This window comes from Candidatus Niyogibacteria bacterium CG10_big_fil_rev_8_21_14_0_10_46_36 (assembly GCA_002772995.1).
Lineage (GTDB): Bacteria > Patescibacteriota > Minisyncoccia > 1-14-0-10-42-19 > 1-14-0-10-42-19 > 1-14-0-10-46-36.
The window spans coordinates 40,999-58,588 of sequence record PFCO01000009.1 but is presented as its reverse complement, the minus strand read 5'-3'; the positions used below and the strand labels follow the sequence as shown (position 1 = coordinate 58,588).

At 46.2% G+C, this 17,590-nt stretch carries 17 protein-coding genes; 15 read left to right on the top strand and 2 right to left on the bottom strand.

All coding sequences use genetic code 11. The annotated features are described in order from the left end of the window. The first annotated feature begins 21 nt into the window (after positions 1-21). Together COU47_04015 and thiI are read left to right on the top strand one after the other, a co-directional pair. Entirely contained in the window at positions 22-456 is a 435-nt protein-coding gene (locus COU47_04015; protein PIR69237.1) for a hypothetical protein, read from the top strand. Beyond that, positions 432-1,580: a tRNA 4-thiouridine(8) synthase ThiI gene (thiI, locus tag COU47_04010; protein PIR69236.1), complete on the top strand. Its 1,149-nt coding sequence runs from the start codon at positions 432-434 to the stop codon at positions 1,578-1,580. Before COU47_04015 ends, thiI begins: the two co-directional genes overlap by 25 nt. A gap of 31 nt (positions 1,581-1,611) precedes the next feature. Here the strand turns inward: thiI and COU47_04005 are convergent, their stop codons facing one another. Beyond that, the gene (locus tag COU47_04005; protein PIR69235.1) at positions 1,612-3,036 is read right to left on the bottom strand and encodes a hypothetical protein; all 1,425 of its coding nucleotides are present in this window, start codon (positions 3,034-3,036) and stop codon (positions 1,612-1,614) included. Between the two features lie 104 nt (positions 3,037-3,140). Between COU47_04005 and COU47_04000 the strand changes: the two genes are divergently transcribed. The 4 genes from COU47_04000 (at position 3,141) to COU47_03985 (ending at position 6,307) form a co-directional block, all read left to right on the top strand. Beyond that, the gene (locus COU47_04000) at positions 3,141-4,505 is read left to right on the top strand and encodes an MBL fold hydrolase (GenBank protein ID PIR69234.1); all 1,365 of its coding nucleotides are present in this window, start codon (positions 3,141-3,143) and stop codon (positions 4,503-4,505) included. Positions 4,506-4,549: 44 nt separating this feature from the next. Then, complete coding sequence (locus COU47_03995) at positions 4,550-5,212, top strand: hypothetical protein (GenBank protein ID PIR69233.1); 663 nt, start codon at positions 4,550-4,552, stop codon at positions 5,210-5,212. Between the two features lie 61 nt (positions 5,213-5,273). After that, positions 5,274-5,849: a hypothetical protein gene (locus tag COU47_03990; protein ID PIR69232.1), complete on the top strand. Its 576-nt coding sequence runs from the start codon at positions 5,274-5,276 to the stop codon at positions 5,847-5,849. Positions 5,850-5,851: 2 nt separating this feature from the next. Further along, positions 5,852-6,307: a magnesium transporter MgtC gene (locus COU47_03985; GenBank protein ID PIR69231.1), complete on the top strand. Its 456-nt coding sequence runs from the start codon at positions 5,852-5,854 to the stop codon at positions 6,305-6,307. On the opposite strand, the gene COU47_03980 is transcribed toward COU47_03985, so the two are convergent. Next, positions 6,292-7,554 carry a hypothetical protein gene (locus COU47_03980; GenBank protein PIR69230.1) on the bottom strand — a complete coding sequence of 421 codons (1,263 nt, stop codon included), beginning with the start codon at positions 7,552-7,554 and terminating at the stop codon, positions 6,292-6,294. The genes COU47_03985 and COU47_03980 overlap by 16 nt on opposite strands. A gap of 138 nt (positions 7,555-7,692) precedes the next feature. Between COU47_03980 and COU47_03975 the strand changes: the two genes are divergently transcribed. The 9 genes from COU47_03975 (at position 7,693) to COU47_03935 (ending at position 17,533) form a co-directional block, all read left to right on the top strand. After that, a complete protein-coding gene (locus COU47_03975) occupies positions 7,693-10,539 on the top strand; it encodes an excinuclease ABC subunit UvrA (GenBank protein PIR69229.1) in 2,847 nt (948 codons plus the stop codon). 101 nt (positions 10,540-10,640) lie between these two features. After that, on the top strand, positions 10,641-11,765 hold the full coding sequence (locus COU47_03970) for a hypothetical protein (protein ID PIR69228.1): 1,125 nt from the start codon (positions 10,641-10,643) through the stop codon (positions 11,763-11,765). Positions 11,766-11,910: 145 nt separating this feature from the next. Beyond that, positions 11,911-12,219 carry a co-chaperone GroES gene (locus COU47_03965; protein PIR69227.1) on the top strand — a complete coding sequence of 103 codons (309 nt, stop codon included), beginning with the start codon at positions 11,911-11,913 and terminating at the stop codon, positions 12,217-12,219. Positions 12,220-12,237: 18 nt separating this feature from the next. After that, positions 12,238-13,896, top strand: coding sequence for a chaperonin GroEL (gene groL, locus COU47_03960; GenBank protein PIR69226.1), 1,659 nt, complete (start codon positions 12,238-12,240; stop codon positions 13,894-13,896). 96 nt (positions 13,897-13,992) lie between these two features. Next, entirely contained in the window at positions 13,993-14,244 is a 252-nt protein-coding gene (locus COU47_03955; protein ID PIR69225.1) for a hypothetical protein, read from the top strand. A gap of 159 nt (positions 14,245-14,403) precedes the next feature. Further along, on the top strand, positions 14,404-14,613 hold the full coding sequence (locus tag COU47_03950; protein ID PIR69224.1) for a hypothetical protein: 210 nt from the start codon (positions 14,404-14,406) through the stop codon (positions 14,611-14,613). A gap of 59 nt (positions 14,614-14,672) precedes the next feature. Continuing rightward, positions 14,673-15,944, top strand: coding sequence for a hypothetical protein (locus COU47_03945; GenBank protein ID PIR69223.1), 1,272 nt, complete (start codon positions 14,673-14,675; stop codon positions 15,942-15,944). Positions 15,945-16,074: 130 nt separating this feature from the next. Then, positions 16,075-16,635: a hypothetical protein gene (locus COU47_03940; GenBank protein PIR69222.1), complete on the top strand. Its 561-nt coding sequence runs from the start codon at positions 16,075-16,077 to the stop codon at positions 16,633-16,635. Position 16,636: 1 nt separating this feature from the next. Then, complete coding sequence (locus tag COU47_03935; protein PIR69221.1) at positions 16,637-17,533, top strand: zinc metalloprotease HtpX; 897 nt, start codon at positions 16,637-16,639, stop codon at positions 17,531-17,533. Positions 17,534-17,590: the final 57 nt, after the last annotated feature.

Genomic DNA, 17,590 nt, shown 5'->3' with positions numbered 1-17,590 from the left:
ATTTGCGCACAGGAGACCTGTATGTTTTTTAAAAAAGAAAAAGATAATTTCCCGGCATTTCTCCTTACATCCCTTGTCATTATTTTGGGCGTGCATATATTTGCACTTCTTACATCGCTCTATTATATACTGCCTTGGTTTGATATTGCGGTGCACGGCATGGGCGGATTTTGGGCTGCTAGTTTCATATATTACCTCCTTTTTTATACATACAGAGGCAGCGTCCGGATGCCGTGTTTTATCGCGTTTGTAGTTATTGTAAGCGGGACAGCGCTCGTAGGTGTCTTGTGGGAATTCTTTGAGTTTGCCATGGACATTATCAATATCCCGTTCTTGGGCATTGGCCTTTCCGGGAAAGCGGTGCTTGTTGATACGTTGCTGGATCTTTTAATGGATATCGCTGGCGGTTCGCTTGCGGGCATGCTCTTACTATGGCTGAAAAAAAATACATTGTAGTGCATTATCATGAAATAGCACTAAAGGGAAAAAATCGCGCTTTCTTTGAGAAGGCGCTTCTTTCTAATATAGAAAGACAGGCGCATGGGTTGTATGATTCGGCTTCGCGCATTTCAGGGAGAATAGTTTTGTGTGCGGACGCATCTCAAAAGGATGCGTTAGCCGAACGGTTGCGGTATGTATTTGGTATTCATCACATTGAAATAGGCACGCGCGCTGGCGCTACAATGGAAGCAATACAAGAAGAAGCACGCCGTGTTTTTCCAGAAATAAAAAAAGTTCCGTTCCGCGTTACTGCGTCGCGTGCGGAAAAAAACCATCCCTTCACATCGCAGGATGTTGAGCGGGAAGTGGGCGCGGTTATCCATGAAGAATTCGGTTTCCCTGTTTCGCTCAAAAATCCCGAGCTTGTTTTGAGTATAGAGATAGTTGAAGGGCATGCGTATCTTTTAACTGAACGCATACAAGGACCGGGGGGATTGCCGGTCGGTGTTTCGGGGAAGGTCGTAGTACTCCTATCAGCCGGTTTTGATTCTCCGATAGCGGCGCTGTATATGATGAAGCGCGGGTGTGTGCCAGCGCTCGTTCATTTCCATAGCTACCCGTACACATCAAAGGACTCTTTAGAGAATGTGCGGCATATGCGCGATGCGCTTTCGCGCTATGCTCCCTCATCGCTTGCGTTGCTTGAAGTGCCGTTAAGCGATATCCAGCAGTATGTTGTTACCAAGGCTCCGTCAGCTCTGCGGATAGTTATGTATCGGCGGTGGATGTTGTGGATGGCAGAACGTGTAGCCCGCATGCAAAAAGCACATGCTCTTGTAACTGGGGATTCTATAGGCCAGGTTGCATCACAAACCCTCGAGAATATTGAGACCATTTCGGAGATAGCCACATTGCCCATTCTCCGGCCGTTGGCGGGGCTTGATAAAGAGGAGATTATTGAGCGCGCAAAGCAATATGGGACATATGACATCTCAAAACTGCCGTATGAAGATTGTTGTTCGCTTTTTGTGGAAGGTTCTCCGCGGACGAAAACAACGATAGAAGAAATAAAAAAGATAGAAGACCCGATACGAAAAGAATTGGAAGAAAAAGCGGCATACGCATTATCTCAAATATAAAACCGGCTGCGATAAGCAGCCGGTGTTGTTTTTAACAGTCAAAGATGGGGTCTATGTCGACCGGAATTCCTTCCAGGCGTTTTATCATGGGTTTTAATCCGGGTAATACTGCACTCCATGTGTCTGCAAATGATTTTGTGTTCGTGTAATTTTGCGCTTGGGATAATTTGAAAAATTCATATCCCAGGCTTTCAAGTGCCTGCTTGAAAAATCGCGGGTCAAACAAAAATGTCTGTTCATGAATGCCGATAGCCCCCATGTTCTCTAGCCATTGATACTGTATGCGGGCGCCGAATGCGTGAGCCTCTTCAAGTCCAAAGCGAAGCTGACGGAGACCGTCGATGGCATGTATGTATACGGCTGATTCCGCAACTTCTTTCGCAAGCACTCCCTTTTCGGCAAGAAAATAAAGGAACAGCATGCCGAATACATCCGCTTTTGCTTCTTCCAGGGATGGCCCGAGTTCTTTAAATTCCGGTCCGCTGAATCGGAAGCCAAGTCCGTGTGAAAGCTCATGTCCTACAACGAAGAGAAAATAGGTCCATGGGTCAAAGTGATGCATCATGGAGCGCTCTACAATTCGTTCCGCGATGGGTATGGTCATGGTAGTAAACTTTGCATCCATGACATTTTTTACAAACACCTTTTTTGATCCAACGGTTTCGTGTATGTCGTTATCGTTTGGCAGATTATATGCCATCGCGATGTAGCTGTAATACGCTCCTCCGGTTGCCAGTATTTCGTTCATCACTACCATGGGCGTTATTTTCCCAGAAGGTGTGTAGCCGTACATGTTTCCGAGATACGCATCAAATTCCAGCGTTAAGTCTTGATATTGCCTGACTTTTTCGTTTTCTTCCGTGAGAGTCACTCCGAGCATTGCTTCAAAATTTCGTTTTATGCCGAGAGTTTTGTCTTCGTAGCTTTCGTACGGCCCTATGGTGAGCTCTATCGGTGCATCGGTTACATGTATCCAGTCTATGTCGCTTTCTTTATATTCATTTGAAACAAACGCGGCGGCTTTGCTTTTAAGAAATTTTTTAAACTGCGGATGATCCGTTATGCGTGACGCATGCTCAAGAAAAAGCTTCATGCGTGTGAGATGCGGCTCATAAAGCTCCGCATACGGGATAGTTTTGAGCAGTGTGCCGTCTCTCTGCACCACCGAAAATGGAGACAGGATATCTTGTTTTTGGTCGGGGTGCGCTTGTATGTATACTTCAAGCTCTTCGGCTGTCATGCCGGGGGGGTAATATGCCGCGTTCCGGGATTCATCAATAATACCGCCCGTTTCTTCCAATTTCTGGTTCATCTGCGCAAGATATATCGGATTAATGAGCCTTGCTGCGGAAATAAGCGCTTCAAGCGTATCTTTGTTCCCCGTACTCAGGTGGGAAACATCTCCCCGTATGGGAATTTTTACATACCTTGTTTCATTGTCTCTGCCGGCAGCCATACTAGGCACCTCCTTATGTATTTTGTTTTCAAATTTTTTTGATTATACGGTATTTTTTGCAAAAAAGCAAGATATGAGCAGAAAATAAATGATATACTAAAAGCATGGCAAAACTTTCTTTCCATGGTGGCGCTCAGCAAATATCAGGTTCTTGCTATTTGTTAGAAACCGCAGAGGCAAAGGTGCTTGTTGACTGCGGGTTATTCCAATGCCCCCGCGTATGCGAAGCACAAAATTATGAGCCCTTTACATTTGACCCCGCATCCATTGATGGCGTTATTGTGACGCATGCGCATACCGATCACACAGGACGCATCCCGAAGCTATTTAAAGAAGGATTTCAGGGAATGATTCATTCAACGCATCCAACAAAAGAACTCGCGCATTTAATGTTGCGGGATAGTCTGGGGTTAATGGAACGGGAAGCAGAGCGCGAGGGGGAAGAAATGATATTCGAAGAAGAGCATTTTGAGAAGACATTCGAGCATTGGGAGGGACATGAATATCATCATGAGTTCATTATTGGAGATATGCATATCCGCTTGCTTGATGCGGGTCATGTACTAGGCTCAGCGATGGTGGAGATTATTTACAAGGATGAGAGTCGTGCGCAAAAGAAAATAATATTTACCGGAGATATCGGAAACCCGCCAACGCCATTATTGCCGCCGCCCGAAAAGATTTCGGGAGCGAACATCTTGGTTATCGAATCAACGTATGGGAACCGTGACCACGAAGCGCGTGACGAACGCAAACAAAAACTTGAACGCGCCATAGAAGACACCGTCAAAGCAAAAGGCGTACTTATGATACCCGCATTTTCGCTTGAGCGCACACAGGAGATTCTTTACGAAATAAACGACCTTATAGAGCATGGGCGGGTTCCCATGGTACCGGTGTTTCTTGATTCTCCGCTAGCAATACGCGCGACGGAAATTTATCGGAAGAGCGATGCGTATTTCAATAAGCGTACGCGGTATATTTTGGATTCGGGCGAACACATTTTTAAGTTCCCTATGCTTAAATTTACGCTTGCCACCGAAGAATCAAAAGCAATCAATGATGTGCCTTCGCCAAAAGTAATCATCGCGGGTTCCGGTATGTCCACCGGTGGGCGCATTTTGCACCACGAGCGGCGGTATTTACCCGACCCACATTCAATGGTGTTGTTGGTTGGGTATCAAGCGGCAGGTTCGCGCGGGAGGCAGTTGCAGGAGGGCGCAAAGAGTGTAGAGATATTCGGCGAAGAAGTGCCGGTGCGTGCGCGTGTTGAAAAGATATCCGGATATTCTGCGCATCCCGATCAAGGTATGCTTATGGGTATTGTCCAGGATTCTATAGACACGCTTGATACGGTGTTTGCAATTCACGGAGAAGGAGAGTCCGCGCTCTTTTTTGTGCAGCGGATACGTGATCATTTGGGGATTCGGGCGTTTGCTCCAAAGCTAGGAGAATCATTCGATATATAGTTCTTTAAAAAAAGAAAAAAAGGAGGTATTTAGTGGGCAATAAGATGATATTGTGGGATTTTGGGAATGTGATAGCGGCATTCTCCGTGGATCGGTTTTTGGAGGATGTGGCATCTCTCTTTTCTGTGACCCCGTTTGAAGTAATTGCTTTTATGGAAGGCCCTATGCCGGATAGCACTAAGCAATTTATTCATGTCATTGAAGGGGATTCGCATTGGAATACGCACAGGATATTTCTGGCATTTTGCTCCCGGTTCGGGAAAAAGTGCGAATATGAAATGTTCGAAAAAATATTCAGCAATGCGTTGCGGGAAGACTATGAGCATAGCGGGCGTTTTTTGAAATTCTCCCGAAGAATTCATGGTGCCGGATATTATCAAGGGCTTATTTCTAACGCAAATGCAATTCATGCAAAAAAAATGGAGTATGAGCTCGGGCATTTGCTTGCTTACATATCGAAAGAGTTCCGGTATTATTCATGGAGCATGTGTCTCCGCAAGAGTGAGAGTCCCGTATTATTTAATAAAGTTTTTGGCGAGATAGAATCAAAGCTTGAGATAAAGCGGGCCGATATGGTGTTTATAGACGATCGTCCTGAAAATATTGAGGGATGCAAGGCGGCAGGCGCGCATGCTATTGAGTTTAATATCGGTGACGGACTATATCGCTTAGAAGAAAAACTGGCTCGTTTGGGGTTTTCTCTTTAGCCATCAAAAGCTCTGCATAGCAGAGCTTTTTTATTTTTTTGCTTTTGAGTATACTACTAATATGAAACCATCACCGCATTCCCATCTCAAATTCAAGATTTGCGTTTCAGGTGCCGCCGAAACAGGTCATTGCTCGAAAAATGCACTTGAACAAGCAAAGGAAATAGGAAAAGAGATCGTCCGTCATAATGCTATTTTAGTTACGGGCGCGACTACCGGATTTCCATATTGGTCAGCGATTGGCGCGAAAGAAGCGGGCGGGATATCAATCGGGCTCTCTCCGGCATCAAGCGAAAAGGAGCATATTGAAAAATATAAGCTCCCCGTGGATTACATGGATATGATCGTATATACCGGCTTTGATTATTCCGGGCGGAATCTTTTGCTAACACGCGCGTCAGACGGTGTTATTGTCGGTTGCGGGCGCATGGGGACGCTTAACGAATTTACTATCGCGTTTGAAGATAACAAGCCTATCGGCATTCTTGAGGAATCAGGGGGTTCAACCAATCTGATTAGGCAGATTATCGATCTCTCTCATCGGGAAAACGGAAAGGTGGTGTATGACACTGATCCGAAAGCGCTTGTGGAAAAAGTGATAGAACTTATCCGGAAAGAAAAAATAATCGAAATTTAATTATGTTTGATCCTGAAATATTGCGAATGTTTTTTCAGATGGCGCTCGCTGCAGGGCTCGGATTGTTTATCGGTTTTGAGCGGGAATATAAGGGAAAGGCCGCAGGTATGCGGACATATGCGCTTGTATGCATGGGTGCGGCACTTTTCACTATTCTTTCAGTTGAGGCGTTTCAGCAATTTGGAACTGGCATTCAAGATCCGGCGCGGGTTGCCGCACAGGTAGTTGTTGGCATCGGTTTCATCGGTGCGGGTCTTATTTTTGTGCAGCGTGGCAGCGTTCACGGTCTCACAACTGCAGCGGGTTTGTGGGCGGTTGCGGCAGTTGGCATGACTGTAGGCGTACAGATGTATAGTCTTGCGATATTTAGCGCTGTGCTCGTACTGTTAGTATTGTGGGCGCTCCGAAAAGTTGAAGGAAAAATAAGAAAACACGACGACGACTATGATCCAATCTGATCACCCCGTTTTTTTCGGTGAAAGCTAATTGCGAACCGATGTGCTTCGTTACGAATATATTGTAAAAGATGAAGGAGTGGCTGAGGCCGCTCTTTTAATTTGATAACGGTTCCGTTTTGGAGGTGCAGTTCTTCTTCTCGCTTCGCAAGTGCGGCAACGGGCATTCGTAGAGTGTGGTGCGCCAGGGCTTTTTGGGCAGCATGAAGTTGTGGTGTGCCCCCATCAATGATGATGAGATCAGGATGTGTCCATGCGTTATAGAATCGTCTCGTAATAATCTCCTGCATCATCGCAGTGTCATTTGGTTTAGGGGGGAGATGTATCGCAAATTTCCGATACTCATTTTTATCGGGTGCGCCGTTCGTAAACACCACCATAGAACCTACCGCGTGCTTCCCCTGAATATTTGAGATGTCGTATGCTTCTATGCGCTTGGGTGTTTTTTTCATACCAATAACATGCTTGAGATAGGTAACGCCTTTTTCTGCATAGATATGCTCTTCGCGCCTCAGGGTGTGCCGGTGTGAGAATATGTTTTCGAGCGCATAGAGTTGGTCGCGGATGAGTGCTGCTTGTTCATAGTGCTTATGCTCGGAAAGTTTCTTCATGCGCTTTTGCATAGTATGCATGAGCGCATTTCCTTTTCCGGAAAGCACCTGTTTTATCGTGCGGATATTCTTTTTATATTGAGAACTCCTTTTTTGGTAGTCAGGAAAAAGTGCTTTCATGTACGCGCTCTCGGTGCAGCATATGCCAAGACAATTCCCGATGGACGCGTGTTGGCATCTGCGTTTGTGCGCGCCCTTGCATGTGCAATACGGAAATGCGTGTCGGAGCATTTTTAATGTTTGCTTGAGCGAGGAGCCGTCCGTAAATGGTCCTAAAAAATAATCCTTTGAGCTGTTAGGTTGGTGAGTCAGTGTGATCCGAGGAAATGCGCCATCAGAAAATCGGACGAAAAAATATTGCTTGTCGTCCCGCATAACAATGTTATAGCGGGGCTTATGTGCTTTGATGTATTCCGCTTCGCGTATGAGCGCCTCTGTGTCGGAGAGCATCTCTTTCCAGGTAATTGACGTTGCTTGACGCACCATGCTTATTTTCCGCGCGTCTGTGTTTTGTGACGAAAAGTAAGATGCGATGCGCTCTTTGAGATTTTTTGCCTTTCCGACATATAAGAGAGTCCTTCCTTTTTTGAAAAAGTATACGCCTGGCGCTTGGGGAATGGTATCCGGCTTTTTGTTCATAATGGGTTGATTATAAGAATCATCAGATGCTAAGTCAAAAAAAGATATTCTCAATTCACATTCATATCTTGACCCGGGCGCTAAAAATATCTATACTGAATAATTGCAAAATTTTGCGCACCTCTATTTGTACTCTGTATGGCAAGAAAACAACCAACACACGAAACAGATGTTATACGCATAAAAGGTGCGCGTACTCACAATCTCAAGAATATCTCGCTTGAGATACCAAAAAACAAACTTGTAGTTATTACGGGGCTTTCCGGTTCAGGAAAGTCCTCGCTTGCTTTTGACACCATTTATGCCGAAGCCGAACGGCGCTTTGTGGAGTCGCTTTCAAGTTATGCGCGGCAATTCTTAGGCGTGCGCGAAAAGCCCGATGTTGAAAAAATAGAAGGCTTATCGCCCGCAATCGCTATTGACCAGCGGTCGGTCTCGAAAAATCCTCGCTCGACCGTTGGAACCATAACCGAAATATATGATTATCTCCGCATCTTGTTCGCACGCATCGGCAAGCCGCATTGTCCGGCATGCGGGCGGCTCGTAAAAAAACAGACGATAGATGAAATGATAAAAACGGTAAGCCGCGAATTCAAGGACACATTTGTGATGATTGCCGCTCCCGTCATCCGTTCAAAAAAAGGAGAACATAAAAAGATACTTGCCGAAATACAAAAGCAAGGGTTCTTGCGCGTGCGTCTCGACGGAGGCGTTATGCGGATAGAAGAGGCGCTTGATCTTCCGCTTGATCCAAAAAAGAAGCACTCCATTGAGGTTGTTGTAGATCGGCTTTCTATAGATAAGGACACGGAACGCGGACGCATACATGATTCGCTGGAGACCACGCTTGCGCTTACAAAAGGTATTGCGCTTGTGGTTGAGTATAAAGAAGACGCAAACGGAACAAAAGGAAGAGAGGTGCTTTTTTCGGAAAATTTTTCTTGTCCGGTCTGTCATATTTCACTTCCGCCGATAGAGCCACGGTTGTTCAGCTTTAATAGTCCCTATGGTGCGTGCGAACGCTGTACGGGCCTCGGCCATCAATTGGAGGTTGATCCGGACTTGGTGATGCCGAATAAAAAGTTAACACTTGCCGAAGGTGCAATCCAGCCGTGGGCGCGTGCATCGCATCGGGTGGGACGGCAGTCCTGGTACTGGTGGATGATTGAGGATCTTTCCGAGCGGTATAGCTTTTCGCTTGATACGCCTGTGGGCGCGCTCCCGAAGAAAGTAACTGACCTTATTTTGTATGGAGAAAAAGACACTGAAGATAAAAAACCGGGCGAGGCATTTGAGGGCGTCATCCCAAACCTTGAGCGGAGGTGGCGCGAAACGGACTCCGAATGGACCCGGGCAGAGATAGAAAAATACATGTTTATGAACAGCTGCCCTGCGTGCGGAGGTAAACGGCTGCGTCCGGAATCGCTGGGTGTTAAAATTATCCAGACATCTATTGCGGAAGTCTCCGCGTATGCCGCAGAGGATGCAATCGCGTTTATGCAAAAAGTGCTGCAGGAAGTAAAAAAGAAAAAACAGGAAGACGCAATTGCGCGCCCGCTCGTAAAAGAAATAGAACGGCGGCTCGAATTTTTAGTGAATGTCGGGCTCGGATATGTGTCGCTTGACCGCCAGTCCACCACGCTCTCCGGGGGAGAGGCGCAGCGCGTGCGCCTTGCGACACAGATTGGTTCCGGTCTTTCGGGGGTTATTTATGTGCTTGATGAGCCGTCCATTGGGCTTCACGCGCGTGACCACTATCGTCTTATCCAAACACTTAAAGAACTGAAAGCGCTTGGAAATACCGTTTTAGTGGTAGAGCATGATCAGAAGACGATGGAGGAGGCTGATTGGATTATTGATCTCGGTGAGGGCGCAGGAATACATGGAGGCAAAATAATCTTTGAAGGCACATATAGTGATATCAAAAAGGCAAAGACGCTTACCGGCGATTATATTTCCGGACGTAAAAAAGTATCTGTGCTTGCGTCCAAAGAGAACAAAGCCGCTGGCTTTATAACTATCAAAGGAGCCCGCGAACATAACTTGAAAAATATTACGGTAAAAATCCCCCTTGGAAAATTAGTCGGTGTTTCGGGCGTATCCGGCTCTGGAAAATCAACGCTTATCAACGATATATTATCGCGCTCGCTCATGCAGCATTTTTACGGCTCGCGCGCCGTCCCCGGCGGGCATACATCAATAGAGGGGTTAAAGAGCATTGATAAAGTAGTTGTAGTGGATCAGTCGCCAATCGGCCGCACGCCGAGAAGCAACCCTGCGACATACACCGGGGCATTTGCGGGGATCCGCGATCTCTTTTCGAAAACACGCGATGCCCGTGCACGAGGGTACAAAGCGGGGCGGTTTAGTTTTAATGTGAAAGGCGGGAGGTGTGAAGAGTGCGAGGGGCAGGGCGTCAAAAAAATAGAAATGCACTTCCTTCCTGATATCTATGTGCCGTGCGAAGAATGCGACGGCGCGCGATACAATCGTGAGGCGCTCGGGATCCACTATAATGATAAAAACATAGCAGAAGTGCTTGATATGTCAGTTGAAGAAGCGCTCATATTTTTTAAGAATGTTCCTGCTATACAATCAAAAATAGAAACGCTCAACCAGGTGGGATTGAGCTACATTAAGCTCGGGCAGCCAGCAACAACACTCTCCGGAGGAGAAGCGCAGCGAGTAAAGCTTGCGACTGAGCTGGCAAAGAAAGCGACAGGGAGGACAGTCTATATATTAGATGAACCAACAACCGGTCTGCACGCAGAAGATGTCCAAAAACTTTTAACTGTTCTCCGCGCGCTTGTAGACAAGGGGAACACGGTCATTGTCACCGAACACAGTATTGATATCTTGCGGAATGCCGATTGGCTTATTGACCTTGGCCCGGAAGGCGGAGACGGCGGAGGAGAAATAGTCGTTATGGGTACGCCCGCTGATGTGAAGAAAAATAAAACATCATATACCGGGAAGTGGCTTTAAAACAAAAAAACCGCGTGCGCGGTTTTTTTGTTTTTATAAGCCAAAATAAACGGCTCACACAGCGTGTGAGCCGTTTATTAGATTGACAAAACGGCGATGTCATGCATAGTGGGGGTAAGTTGTACCTATACAAAGAGGTGGCAGAAATGATTGACAAATCAGCAGAAGAGGGAAGGGCATTAAATAATCTTGGGCTAAGCGCGGACCGCGTAGAGAAATTCAAATCTATCGTAAAAAGCGTAAAAGGAAATTTTCTTATTCTTATCACCCAGATTGATCCGGATGCATTGGGGGCTGCGTATGCGTTTCAGGCGGTACTGAGCAATTTGAAAGCGTCTGATTCGCGTATAAAGTTGTATTGGTGCGGACAGCCAGGCATGGCACAGAACCGGGCTATTGTGAACCTGGGCAGTTTGTCTCAGCATTTTAATATGGTAGATAAAATGTCGGTGGGTAAGAATGATATTCTTATTCTCATTGACTCTTCAGCGACAAATGATTCGCGTATTCCGGAAAGCCTCCGTCCGTTGCGGCCCGTAATGGTGTTTGATCACCATGATGGCGATGTTGCGTCGCAAGAAGAAGGCGAAGACCAGTTTTTCTGCATTGATAATGAGGTGGGTTCGGCAAGTACGCTTATAGAAGAACTTGCGGTTGCTACGGACACGGAACTTACCGAATACCGCCCGCTCTTCTTAGCGTTTGGTATTTATAATGACACGAAACAGCTCGCGAGTTCCTCGCGTCGCGACCGCGAAAGCTACGGACGCTTAACCGAGAAAGCAAACCAGCAAGAATTACAGATGCTTATCAATTTTCCGCTTTCCGAAAATTATTTTGACAGCTTGCAGTATGCGTTAAACCACCGCAAGCAGAAAGGCGGACGCATCGTAATGAATGCCGGACAGCTGAAAGAGGATTCCGGAGATGACCTGTCTGTTATTGCCGATCTTATGCTTCGTCAGAAGGGGGTAGATCTTGCGGTAGTGTGGGGTATGATTGGGCAGAAGGTGCGGATTAGTGCGCGAAGCAGCGATTTAGGGACGCTGCTCGGAGATGAATTGCGGAAAAAGTTCAGTTCGGGTGGCGCAAAGCTTACTCCTTCACTTACCAGCGAAGGGGGAGTCACTATCAATATTGACTTCGGTATTTGGTGGAGCGAGGGAGTACGGGAGCACGCAGAAAAGCTCGTAAGCGAGCGTATTAATGAGCTAATATTCGAATAAACTAAAGCCTCGGCGATGTCGGGGCTTTTTATATTCTCTTGACATTTGTATTTTATTTCTTATACACTGGATTAGCAGTCTATGTATTAGATTGCTAATTTACAAAAAGTGATTTTATTATTTAACATGTAGTTTTCATATAAATATGACAAAACCTACTATCACCCCCCTGGGAGACCGCGTCCTTTTGGAGCCGCTCTCAAAAGATGAATTAGAAGGCAAGACCGCATCGGGCATCGTTATTCCTGATACCGCTGAAAAAGAACGTCCGGAGCAAGGAAAAGTTGTCGCGGTCGGAGCTGGCCGGATGACAAAAGACGGCAAGCGCATCCCTGTTTCCCTTAAAAAAGGTCAGCGGGTGTTGTTCTCAAAGTATGGCCCCACGGAAATCAAAATTTCCGGCAAAGAATATCTTATTGTAAAGGAGGAGGATATTCTCGGCATTATTGAATAATCTTAATTAATACACATTATGGCAAAACAAATTCATTTCCACACAAAAGCGCACGAAAAGCTCCAGCGGGGTGTTGATATGCTTGCAAACGCTGTTAAGGTAACTCTTGGACCGAAAGGACGCAACGTTGTTTTGGATAAAGGGTTCGGCGCGCCGACTATTACGAACGATGGCGTAACCATCGCAAAAGAAATTGAGCTTGAGGACAAGGTTGAAAATATGGGGGCGGAGATTGTAAAAGAAGTTGCTACGAAAACCAATGACATTGCAGGCGACGGCACGACTACCGCAACGCTTTTAGCGCAGTCTATTTTTAACGAAGGATTAAAAAATGTCATTGCGGGCTCAAATCCGATAGCGCTCAAGCGCGGCATTGAAGAAGCGGTTACAAAAGTGGTCGCGCATATCAAGAAGATATCTTTGCCTATTTCAAAAAAAGCGGAGATTGCACAGGTCGCAACCATTTCGGCAAAAGACCCGGTTATCGGAGAAAAAATAGCAGAAGTTATTCATCAGGTAGGGAAGGATGGCGTTGTTACTGTTGAAGAGTCCCAAACATTTGGCATTGATCACGAAATAGTGGAAGGCATGAACTTTGACCGGGGGTTTGTTTCTCCGTACATGATTACAAACTCCGAGCGGATGGAGGCGTCATACAAAGATCCGAAGATATTCATTACCGATAAAAAAATATCTTCTATCCAGGAAATTTTACCGCTCTTGGAAAAGATAGCACAGGCCGGTAAGCGAGAATTAGTGATTATTTCTGAAGACATTGAAGGCGAGGCATTGACGACGCTTGTTGTAAACAAGCTCAAGGGCACATTCAATACGCTTGCAATAAAGGCGCCCGGATATGGAGATCGGCGCAAGGAAATGCTTGCGGATATCGCAACGGTTACCGGTGGGCAGGTTGTTTCAGATGAGCTCGGTATTAAAATGGAGAATGTGGAACTGAACATGCTGGGTTCCGCGCGCAAAGTTGTATCTACCAAAGACAACACTATTATTATCGGCGGCAAGGGCAAGAAGGCAGGTATTGAAAAGCGCGTAGAGCAGCTGAAAAAACAAATTGAGCAGACGACTTCTGATTTTGATAAAGAAAAGCTTCAGGAGCGTCTAGCGAAACTCTCTGGGGGGGTCGCGGTCATACGAGTAGGAGCCGCAACTGAAGTGGAACAAAAAGAAAAACAACATCGCATTGAAGATGCAATCTCTGCAACCAAAGCAGCAATCGAAGAAGGAATCGTTCCGGGCGGAGGAGTGGCGCTCTTGCGCGCGAGCGCAACGCTTGAGGCTATGCTTGTGGAGCGGGAAAAGAAAGTGGGAGTAGACCGTGATGAGTGGCTTGGTATCGGAATTGTCGCGCGCGCGATTGAAAAACCGTTGTGGCAGATTGCAGAGAATGCGGGCGCGTCGGGCGCGGTTGTTGTTGAGCGCGTAAAGAAAATGAAGGGAGCGAAAGGATACAATGCGGGAACAGGCGAATTTGATGTGGATCTTATTGAGGCGGGCATTGTGGACCCGGCGAAGGTAACGCGTTCTGCTCTTCAGAACGCTGCTTCCGCGGCGGGGATGCTTTTGACGACTGAGGCGGTTGTTGCGGAAAAACCGAAAGAAAAAGATGCGCCCGTCATGCCACAAGGTGGCATGCCCGACATGGGGGGCATGATGTAAGCTCAGAAAAACAATCCCGCTGAAAGCGGGATTGTTTTTTGTTGTGCATTCGTGTATGTTTGGATAAACGTTTTTTTGAGAGGAGGAGCGCCGATAATGGACTTTAACAGTAATCTGATACTTTGCAGGGTATTTTTTGTTGTAGGTATTGTTGATCTTTTGGGGACACTGGCAATGACGCTTGAAGGGCGTTCTCATTGGATATGGTGGGTGCTTGGGGTAGTGTGCCTTTATGCGAGCCTTGAATGTTTTCTGCGGTATCGGAAGCAGGAAAAGCTAGACACCCAAAACAAAGAAAACGCAGAAGAACGCTTAAAAAAAAAGACACGGGAGACGGAAATACCTTAGATATACACCGCTGGGAAGATGAAGGCGGAAGCCATTTTTAAAAATAAAGCCCTTTTTAGGGCTTTTTATTTATTCTGCGGGAGAAGATTGACAAAAATAAGAATTTTTGGTACATATATCTCATTCAGTTTTTTTGAAAATCCTATAAGGAGGTGAGACATGTCTTCTGTGAGAGTGGTTTTTGCTATTATTCTTATCATTGTTCTGGCTTATTTTTATCTAGAAATACGAAGAGCCAGAAGAAAAATGAAGGCTGAGGAACGCGTGGAAGACGCTAAATCTGAGAAAAGCGTTGCGGCGCTAGAAGCAGAAGCGGCTTCTATAGAAAAGGAAGCTGGGAAGATGCGAGGCAAAACGGGCAGAAAGTAAGATGTTCTGTTTTATATTTTTTTCATTGGCTGCAAAAATCCATAATAGGAGGTAGTAATATGTTTGGTTTGAGTAAGCTGAAGGTTGGTTTTTTTGCTTTTCTGATTTTGACGGTTATCATCTGTTTTTCTTGCACGGTGGGCATTAACGACGCAGGCCAGCGCACGGTAGTTCAGTATCCCAATGGTTCGTTGTTCGTTAAGTTCACGCCCGGGTGGTATCTCAAGTTTTTTGGACGTACCACTTCGTATAATGACGTACTGACCTATGATTTTGACAAGACAAAACCGGAAGAGAGCGCATCTCTCGACCAGCAGGGAATTGCTGTGCGTTATCAGGATGGCGGTAATGGTTCAATTTACGGGAAAGCCCGGTTTAATTTACCGAATGACGAAATGAGCATGATAAAATTACACAAAGCATTTCGTTCACCCGAGGGCGTTGCCGAAAAGCTCATCAAGCCCGTTACGGAAGAGGGGATGAACTTAACTGCGGGGCTTATGTCGTCGGAAGAAGCGTACGCTGAAAAACGAGGCATCTTTACTCAGTGGGCGCAGCAACAGATATCCAGTGGTAAATTTCAGACCGAATTAAAAACCATCACTGATGTGGAAGAAGGAACCGGCAAACGAGTCACGAAGAATATCCCTGTAATCAAATACGGAGAAAACGGACTTCCCATGCAGCAAAAGAGCGACCTTACGGAATATGGGATTCCGGTGAGCGGCTTCCAGATTACTGACTGGGGGTTTGAGCAAAAGACCCTTGATCAGATTTCCCGAAAGAGAGAAGCGACCATGGCGATTATCACCGCAAAAGCTGACGCCGAACGCGCTCAGCAAGAAGCAATGACTGCCGAGCAGGAAGGTAAGCGAAATGTCATGACAGCGAAATACGCTAAAGAGGTAGAAAAAGAAAAAGCTATTGTTGAGGCCCAGCAGAAGAAAGAGGTTGCTATCATTGAAGCGAAGCAACGGGTTGAGGTTGCCGCCCAGCAAAAGCTTGAGGCAGAACAGAAAAAGTTCGCTGCAGGTGAATACAAACAAGAGCAAATACTGCTTGGTGAAGGTGAAGCGGAGCGTAAGCGTCTTGCTATGGAAGCTGATGGTGCACTACAGCAGAAGATTGAAGCGTACAAGTTCGTTATGGCAAAATTTGCCGAAGAGTTTGGGAAACAAAAATGGGTCCCAGAAGTTATGATGAGCACGGGCAATGGAACGTCAGCTCCGGGCAATGAAGCGGCAAATCTCTTAAATCTTTTTACCGCAAAAGTTTTACAGGACTTGGGACTTGATATGTCCGTTCCCGTGGGGCGCACCAGGAGTAACTAGCCTTTTGTAAAAAAACAAACAATCAAAAATATGTAAAATTGAAAAGACAGGATATGTGTCCTGTCTTTTTTATTGACACGGGATAGCGTGTTGTTACAATAAGGGTATATTTCTTAGCCATATAAGCATTATGAACATATTTATCGGCATTATTATCGGACTTATTTTTCTTGCCGTGTTGTGGCTCATTTATACCTATAACCGCCTGATTACTCTCCGGATGCGCGCTCGCGAAGCGATATCTGATATTGACGTACAGCTTAAGCGCCGGTTTGACCTTATTCCCAACCTCATCGAGACGGTGAAGGGCTATATGGGTCATGAGCGAGAAGTTCTTGAGCATGTAACCGAGGCACGCGCGAAAGTGGCTTCCACGGGAGGTGATCCTATTGAGCGCGCAGGGCAAGAGAACATGCTTTCAAATACCTTGAAAACCTTATTTGCGGTTTCTGAAAATTATCCGGACCTTAAAGCGAATGCGAACTTCTTAGAGTTACAGCGCGAGCTTTCTGATACCGAAAACAAAATCCAGGCGTCGCGGAGATTTTATAACACGACCGTGCGCGACTTGAACACAAAGATAGAAACATTCCCGACGAATATGATTGCCGGGTGGTTCCATTTTGTCTCCGAAAAATTCTTTGAAGTGGAGAACGAAGCGGAAAAATCGGTTCCCAAAGTCAAGTTCTAGCATGGCGTCTCTGTACACCCATAAGGATTCAAACATCCGTAAAACATGGCTTTTGTTTGCTGTTTTTTTTGTTGTAGTCATCGGCGTTGGATGGGCATTCTCATATATATATGGGAATCAGGCAATACTTGTTATTGCCGTTCTTTTCAGTGTGTTCATGAGCCTTTTTAGCTATTGGTATTCGGACAAAATAGTGCTTCGGTTAACCCGCGCAAAAAAGGTGGAAAAAAAAGATAACCCCGAGCTCTACAATATCGTGGAAAATCTTGCAATAACCGCTGGTCTCCCAATGCCTCGTGTGTATGTCGTAGACGAAAGCGTGCCGAACGCGTTTGCGACCGGTCGCGATCCAGAACATGCTGTTGTCGCGGTGACCGAGGGTCTTTTGCGTATTCTTGATAGGTCCGAGCTTGAGGGTGTACTTGCGCACGAGCTTTCGCATGTCGGTAATCGTGACATGCTTGTTTCCACCATCGTTGTTGTTCTTGTGGGTTTTTTGGCGCTTTTGTCTGACATGTTTTTGCGCTCGCTTTTCTGGGGGTCATTGAACGGCGGCAGGGACCGGCGCGGGGGAGGAGGTGTCATTATTCTTATCGGCGTTATGCTCGCTATTCTATCGCCGATAGTTGCGTCGCTCATACAGCTTGCGATATCACGAAAACGCGAATATCTTGCCGACGCATCGGGCGCGCTTTTAACACGCTATCCGGAAGGCCTCGCATCCGCACTGGAAAAAATAGGCAAACATTCTGCTCCCATGAAAAGCGCGAATAATGCGACGGCGCATCTATGGCTTTCTGATCCGCATGGAAAGCGCCCCGGGTTTATGTCCCGCATGTTTATGACCCATCCCCCGTTAGAGGACCGAGTTGCGCGGTTGCGGGGAATGAATATGTGACATAACAAGCACGGGTGCAAGTAACTGCTGATTTATTAGGCAGTTATTTTTTTATAT

Excerpts from the sequence above, each read along its gene's own strand:
- COU47_04015 (PIR69237.1), top strand. The coding sequence starts at position 22 with ATGTTTTTTAAAAAAGAAAAAGATAATTTCCCGGCATTTCTCCTTACA.
- thiI (PIR69236.1), top strand. The coding sequence starts at position 432 with ATGGCTGAAAAAAAATACATTGTAGTGCATTATCATGAAATAGCACTA.
- COU47_04005 (PIR69235.1), bottom strand. The coding sequence starts at position 3,036 with ATGGCTGCCGGCAGAGACAATGAAACAAGGTATGTAAAAATTCCCATA.
- COU47_04000 (PIR69234.1), top strand. The coding sequence starts at position 3,141 with ATGGCAAAACTTTCTTTCCATGGTGGCGCTCAGCAAATATCAGGTTCT.
- COU47_03995 (PIR69233.1), top strand. The coding sequence starts at position 4,550 with ATGATATTGTGGGATTTTGGGAATGTGATAGCGGCATTCTCCGTGGAT.
- COU47_03990 (PIR69232.1), top strand. The coding sequence starts at position 5,274 with ATGAAACCATCACCGCATTCCCATCTCAAATTCAAGATTTGCGTTTCA.
- COU47_03985 (PIR69231.1), top strand. The coding sequence starts at position 5,852 with ATGTTTGATCCTGAAATATTGCGAATGTTTTTTCAGATGGCGCTCGCT.
- COU47_03980 (PIR69230.1), bottom strand. The coding sequence starts at position 7,554 with ATGAACAAAAAGCCGGATACCATTCCCCAAGCGCCAGGCGTATACTTT.
- COU47_03975 (PIR69229.1), top strand. The coding sequence starts at position 7,693 with ATGGCAAGAAAACAACCAACACACGAAACAGATGTTATACGCATAAAA.
- COU47_03970 (PIR69228.1), top strand. The coding sequence starts at position 10,641 with ATGCATAGTGGGGGTAAGTTGTACCTATACAAAGAGGTGGCAGAAATG.
- COU47_03965 (PIR69227.1), top strand. The coding sequence starts at position 11,911 with ATGACAAAACCTACTATCACCCCCCTGGGAGACCGCGTCCTTTTGGAG.
- groL (PIR69226.1), top strand. The coding sequence starts at position 12,238 with ATGGCAAAACAAATTCATTTCCACACAAAAGCGCACGAAAAGCTCCAG.
- COU47_03955 (PIR69225.1), top strand. The coding sequence starts at position 13,993 with ATGGACTTTAACAGTAATCTGATACTTTGCAGGGTATTTTTTGTTGTA.
- COU47_03950 (PIR69224.1), top strand. The coding sequence starts at position 14,404 with ATGTCTTCTGTGAGAGTGGTTTTTGCTATTATTCTTATCATTGTTCTG.
- COU47_03945 (PIR69223.1), top strand. The coding sequence starts at position 14,673 with ATGTTTGGTTTGAGTAAGCTGAAGGTTGGTTTTTTTGCTTTTCTGATT.
- COU47_03940 (PIR69222.1), top strand. The coding sequence starts at position 16,075 with ATGAACATATTTATCGGCATTATTATCGGACTTATTTTTCTTGCCGTG.
- COU47_03935 (PIR69221.1), top strand. The coding sequence starts at position 16,637 with ATGGCGTCTCTGTACACCCATAAGGATTCAAACATCCGTAAAACATGG.